Here is a 5676-nt window from a genome sequence, read left to right as displayed (position 1 = left end):
GGTCCAGAACGCGCCACTACACATCGCCCTATTCGGACTCGCTCTCGCTACGGCTACCCCACACGGGTTAACCTCGCGACACGCCACTGACTCGCAGGCTCATTCTTCAAAAGGCACGCCACCACCCCCACACACACAAGGCATGCAAAGGCTCTGACGGCTTGTAAGCGCCCGGTTTCAGGTACTATTTCACTCCCCTCCCGGGGTACTTTTCACCATTCCCTCACGGTACTATCCACTATCGGTCATCAGGAGGTATTCAGGCAGCCAAGTGGTCTTGGCAGATTCACACAGGATTCCACGAGCCCCGTGCTACTCGGGCAAACCGTCCCAGACACGCACCAACCAGTTCCGCCTACGGGGGTATCACCCACTACGCCACGCCTTCCCAGACGATTCAGCTACCGGCCAGCACACACGCCCCCTCTCCGGCAGAAGAGGAACAGAACAGCCCCACAACCCCGCACACGCAACCCCTGCCGAGTATCACACGCACACGGTTTAACCATCATCCGCTTTCGCTCGCCACTACTCACGGAATATCTTCTCCTACGGGTACTGAGATGTTTCACTTCCCCGCGTCACCCCCCACACCCTATACAATTCAGATGCAGGTGACACGACATAACTCGTGCCGGGTCCCCCCATTCGGAAACCCTCGGATCACAGCCCGCTAGCCGGCTCCCCGAGGAATATCGCAGGCCACCACGTCCTTCATCGGCCCCTGATGCCAAGGCATCCACCGAACGCTCAAAAAAACAAACAACAAAACAATCACGACAAAACAATCATCGCAGATCACAGTAAGATGCTCGCGTCCACTATACAGTTCACAACCAACCCACCCACACCCACCCCCACCACCCACAAAAAGGGAAGCAGAAAAGCAGGCCAGGCAACCAGGGCGCACTGCCCCAGAACCCCGACAGCATGCCACCCCCACAACACGCAGAGGCACCCACCAACCCCACCCCCCACACAAACGCAGGAAGCAGAAGCAAGAGGATGTGTCTTCTACACCAAAAACGACAAGCCAGCCACCCCACACAAACACGTGCAGGACAACCAGCACGCCTTCCGCGAGCAGCAGCCCCCGACCGGCCCAGACCCATTCAGCGGCCCAGACAAAACCAACAGCCAGAAAGCCACCCCCACACAAACCTATCCTTAGAAAGGAGGTGATCCAGCCGCACCTTCCGGTACGGCTACCTTGTTACGACTTCGTCCCAATCACCAGCCCCACCTTCGACCGCTCCCCGTAGGGCCACGGGCTTCGGGTGTTGCCGACTTTCATGACGTGACGGGCGGTGTGTACAAGGCCCGAGAACGTATTCACCGCAGCGTTGCTGATCTGCGATTACTAGCGACTCCAACTTCACGGTGTCGAGTTGCAGACACCGATCCGAACTGAGACCGGCTTTAAGGGATTCGCTCCACCTCACGGTATCGCAGCCCTCTGTACCGGCCATTGTAGCATGCGTGAAGCCCAAGACATAAGGGGCATGATGATTTGACGTCATCCCCACCTTCCTCCGAGTTGACCCCGGCAGTCTCCCGCGAGTCCCCACCACAACGTGCTGGCAACACGGGACAAGGGTTGCGCTCGTTGCGGGACTTAACCCAACATCTCACGACACGAGCTGACGACAACCATGCACCACCTGTGAACCGGCCCCACAAGGAGGAAACCCCGTCTCCGGAGCCGACCGGCACATGTCAAGCCTTGGTAAGGTTCTTCGCGTTGCATCGAATTAATCCGCATGCTCCGCCGCTTGTGCGGGCCCCCGTCAATTCCTTTGAGTTTTAGCCTTGCGGCCGTACTCCCCAGGCGGGGCACTTAATGCGTTAGCTACGGCGCGGAAGACCCGGAAAAGGCCCCCCACACCTAGTGCCCAACGTTTACGGCGTGGACTACCAGGGTATCTAATCCTGTTCGCTCCCCACGCTTTCGCTCCTCAGCGTCAGTAACGGCCCAGAGACCCGCCTTCGCCACCGGTGTTCTTCCTGATATCTGCGCATTCCACCGCTACACCAGGAGTTCCAGTCTCCCCTACCGCACTCAAGCCGGCCCGTACCCACCGCAAGCCCCCAGTTAAGCCAGAGGATTTCACGACAGACGCGACCAGCCGCCTACGAGCTCTTTACGCCCAATAATTCCGGACAACGCTCGCGCCCTACGTATTACCGCGGCTGCTGGCACGTAGTTAGCCGGCGCTTCTTATCCAGCTACCGTCAACCCACCCACAAAGGAGCAGGCCTGCTTCACTGGCGAAAGAGGTTCACAACCCGAAGGCCTCCATCCCTCACGCGGCGTCGCTGCATCAGGCTTGCGCCCATTGTGCAATATTCCCCACTGCTGCCTCCCGTAGGAGTCTGGGCCGTGTCTCAGTCCCAGTGTGACCGTCCACCCTCTCAGGCCGGCTACCCGTCACCGCCTTGGTAGGCCATCACCCCACCAACAAGCTGATAGGCCGCGAGCCCATCCCCCACCAAAAACACCCAAAGGCGCAATCTTTCCCACACCCACCATGCAGCAGGCGCAGAATATCCCGTATTAGCCACACTTTCATGCGGTTATCCAGAAGAAGGGGGCAGGTTACTCACGTGTTACTCACCCGTTCGCCACTCATCCAGGACCCACAAAAGCAGGCCCCTTCACCGTTCGACTTGCATGTGTTAAGCACGCCGCCAGCGTTCGTCCTGAGCCAGGATCAAACTCTCCAAACAAAACCAACAAAACCCCAACCAACCCCACACAACAAAGCATGAAGCCAAGCCAGAGCAACAGTCAGTAAACAGCCCAGAAAACCAGACCAGGCCCAACCCAACCCCCCAAACACAGAGAGCCAGGCAAACCAAAACAAAACAACCCCCCAAACCACACAAAACACGCGCAGCCCAAGAGGCCATGGCATAAAAAACATGACACACTATCGAGTTCTCAAACAACACACCCAGCCGGACCTCGGTCAAGCCTTTTCAACTCAACCTCGCTCTGGCGAGCAACTCGGCTACTCTAGAACATTCGCCAGTTCGACGTCAACCTCAAGAGCATTGCTTTCGGTCACACCGATCGACATTCCGTCGTAGCACGTCTGCTACCGGATGGCCATGAGCGAGGCTCAGCCCGTTCGGCAGCGGGCTGTACTTTAGGCAGGTCCACCCCGCGGACGTCAAACCAAGACTTCATGATCCAGGACACACTGACTTTTCGGCGTCGTTCCAACGCTCTCGCCAATCACTTGGATGTACGGCGGCGACACGCCGCCGTTCGTCAGTATCCACCGAACGGCCTGACACACTACTATCGTCGAGTCAGTTTACTGTTCAACTACCTGGCGTCCGGCATCGGACCCCAGTGATCATCAAGGAGCACCTCCCGTGCCTGTTTCCACTCATGGCGCCAAGCGCCCTCGTTCCGGATCCGAGATCGTGACCAGCCCGTCGGCTCGCATCGTGCTGGCCGTCCTGCGGATCGTCGTTGGCTTCATCTTCCTGTGGACCTTCCTGGACAAGACTTTTGGCCTCGGATTCTCCACACCTCGTCAGATGGCCTGGATCAACGGAGGTCAGCCCGCCCAGGGCTTCATCAAGGGCGTGGCGGTTCACAGCCCCTTCGGGAGCGCCTTCGAACTGCTGGCCAACCCGGTCGGCGACTGGCTGTTCATGGCCGGGATGCTCGGAGTCGGCGTCGCCCTGACTCTGGGCATCGGACTCAAGGTGAGCGCCTTCGCGGCCTCAGCACTCATGGTGCCGTTGTATCTGGCCCTGTGGCCCATCGGAACCGGAGGTACCGAGAACGCGGCGACCAACCCCCTGGTCGATCTCCACTGGGTTCTGACCCTGTCCGCCATCCTGTTCGCCCTGACTCGGGCCGGCGACACCCTGGGGCTGGGCACCTGGTGGTCTCGCTTGGTCGGCGACTCCTGGCTGCGCTGATGTCACCGAGGTCCTCTGGCTGACGAGCGAGCTCGGGCCACGTATCGCGTACGGCAAGGGGCGTGAGACACCAGTAGGTTCTCACGCCCCTTGTCGCGTCACATGCCGCGTAATGCGGCCCTCACTCCTCCTCGGCGAATTTGCGGACCGCCTTGGCCACGGCGTCGGCGACCCGGGTGTCGAAGGCGCCGGGGATGATGTACACGGGGCTGATCTCATCATCGGCGATCACCGAGGCGATACCGGTGGACGCGGCCCGCAGCAGCTCGGTCGAGATATTAGTGATCCCGGTGTCCAGCAGCCCGCGGAAGAGCCCGGGGAAGGCCAGCACATTGTTGATCTGGTTGGGGAAGTCCGAACGTCCGGTCGCCACCACAGCGGCGTAGTCGGCGGCACGGATCGGGTCCACCTCCGGAATCGGGTTGGCCATGGCGAAGACGATGGCACCGTCGTTCATGGCCTCCAGGTCCTCGGGCTCGAGCAGGTTGCCCGACGAGACACCGATGAAGACGTCAGCCCCCTTGAGGCCCTCCTTGAGGGACCCCGTCACCTGACGCGGGTTGGTGTTCTCCGCGAGCCACTTGCGGTGCGCGTTCATCCCCTCGGTGTTCGCTGCGGACAGCGCCCCGGTACGTCCGTAACCGACGATGTCCGTGGCGCCGTGCGCCATGAGCAGCTTGGCGATGGCACTGCCGGCCGCACCGACACCGGACAGGACGATGCGCACGTCCTCGATCTTCTTGTCCACGATCTTCAGCGCATTGATGAGCGCCGCCAGGGTCACGATGGCGGTGCCGTGCTGATCGTCGTGGAAGACGGGGATATCGAGTTCCTCGCGCAAGCGGGCCTCGATGTCGAAGCACTTGGGGGCGGCGATGTCCTCCAGGTTGATGCCGCCGTAGGCCGGGGCGATGGCCTTGACGATGGAGATGATCTCCTCGGGATCCTTCGTGTCCAGTGCCACCGGCCAGGCGTCCACGTTGCCGAACTGCTTGAACAGAACGGCCTTGCCCTCCATGACGGGCATGGCGGCGGACGGGCCGATGTCCCCCATGCCCAGGACCGCGGTCCCGTCAGTGACGACGGCGACGGTGTTCTTCTTGATGGTGAGCATCCGGGCGCGCTCGGGGTGGTCGTAGATGGCTTTGCAGACGCGGGCCACTCCGGGGGTGTAGACGCGGGCCAGGTCGCGGCGGTTGTGGATCGGGTACTTTCCGGCGATCTCGATCTTGCCCCCGACGTGAGTCAGGAAGGTCGAGTCGCCGACATTGCGAACGATGACGCCGTCGATCTCCTCGAGCGTGGCGACGAGCTCGTTGCGGTGCTTGGAGTCCCGGGTGTCTGCCGTGAGATTGACGGTGAGCTTGTCGCCGTCGGCATCGGCGACGTCGACGCCGGTGACGATGGCACCAGTCGCAGTGGCGGTGTCGACCAGGCGGGCCACCGCCTTCTGGGAGGCGGGCACCTCGAGGTACAGGGCGACGGTGTAACTGGGACTGGGCTGAACCATGGGCACTCCTCGTGGGACGGGCGGGGCTTGAGACAGATACTCCGAGCCTATCTCCCACCAGCCGCAACACACTCGTATGACGGTCCAATTGTGACCGGATGCTGAGATTCTGAGCGACTTTCGCAAGCAATCTCACCCTGCGTGGGAGGAGCATGACGTCTACCCGCCGTGACGGACGCGAGCCATGGAGGAGCCGCCGGCAACAGACAGTCCGGCCTGTGACCGCT

The 5676-nt window shown here is 61.1% G+C and carries 2 protein-coding genes and 2 rRNA genes; 1 reads left to right on the top strand and 3 read right to left on the bottom strand.

What is annotated here, in order from left to right:
• Positions 1–766, bottom strand: a 23S ribosomal RNA gene (locus tag BKH28_RS06760); the annotation flags it as partial.
• A 405-nt stretch (positions 767–1171) separates the two neighbouring features.
• A 16S ribosomal RNA gene (locus BKH28_RS06755) occupies positions 1172–2727 on the bottom strand.
• Positions 2728–3381: 654 nt separating this feature from the next.
• Between BKH28_RS06755 and BKH28_RS06750 the strand changes: the two genes are divergently transcribed.
• Entirely contained in the window at positions 3382–3939 is a 558-nt protein-coding gene (locus BKH28_RS06750) for a DoxX family protein (protein ID WP_075418080.1), read from the top strand.
• A gap of 121 nt (positions 3940–4060) precedes the next feature.
• Here BKH28_RS06750 and BKH28_RS06745 read toward each other — a convergent pair whose 3' ends face one another.
• A complete protein-coding gene (locus BKH28_RS06745; RefSeq protein WP_075418079.1) occupies positions 4061–5449 on the bottom strand; it encodes an NAD(P)-dependent malic enzyme in 1389 nt (462 codons plus the stop codon).
• Between the last annotated feature and the right edge of the window lie 227 nt (positions 5450–5676).

This window comes from Actinomyces oris, assembly GCF_001937665.1.
In the GTDB taxonomy this organism is placed as follows: domain Bacteria; phylum Actinomycetota; class Actinomycetes; order Actinomycetales; family Actinomycetaceae; genus Actinomyces; species Actinomyces stomatis.
Note: the sequence above shows the minus strand (reverse complement) of the source record. Positions and strands in the feature narration are given on the sequence as shown.

Coding starts and splice junctions, on each gene's coding strand:
- BKH28_RS06745 (WP_075418079.1), bottom strand. CDS start 5,449: ATGGTTCAGCCCAGTCCCAGTTACACCGTCGCCCTGTACCTCGAGGTG.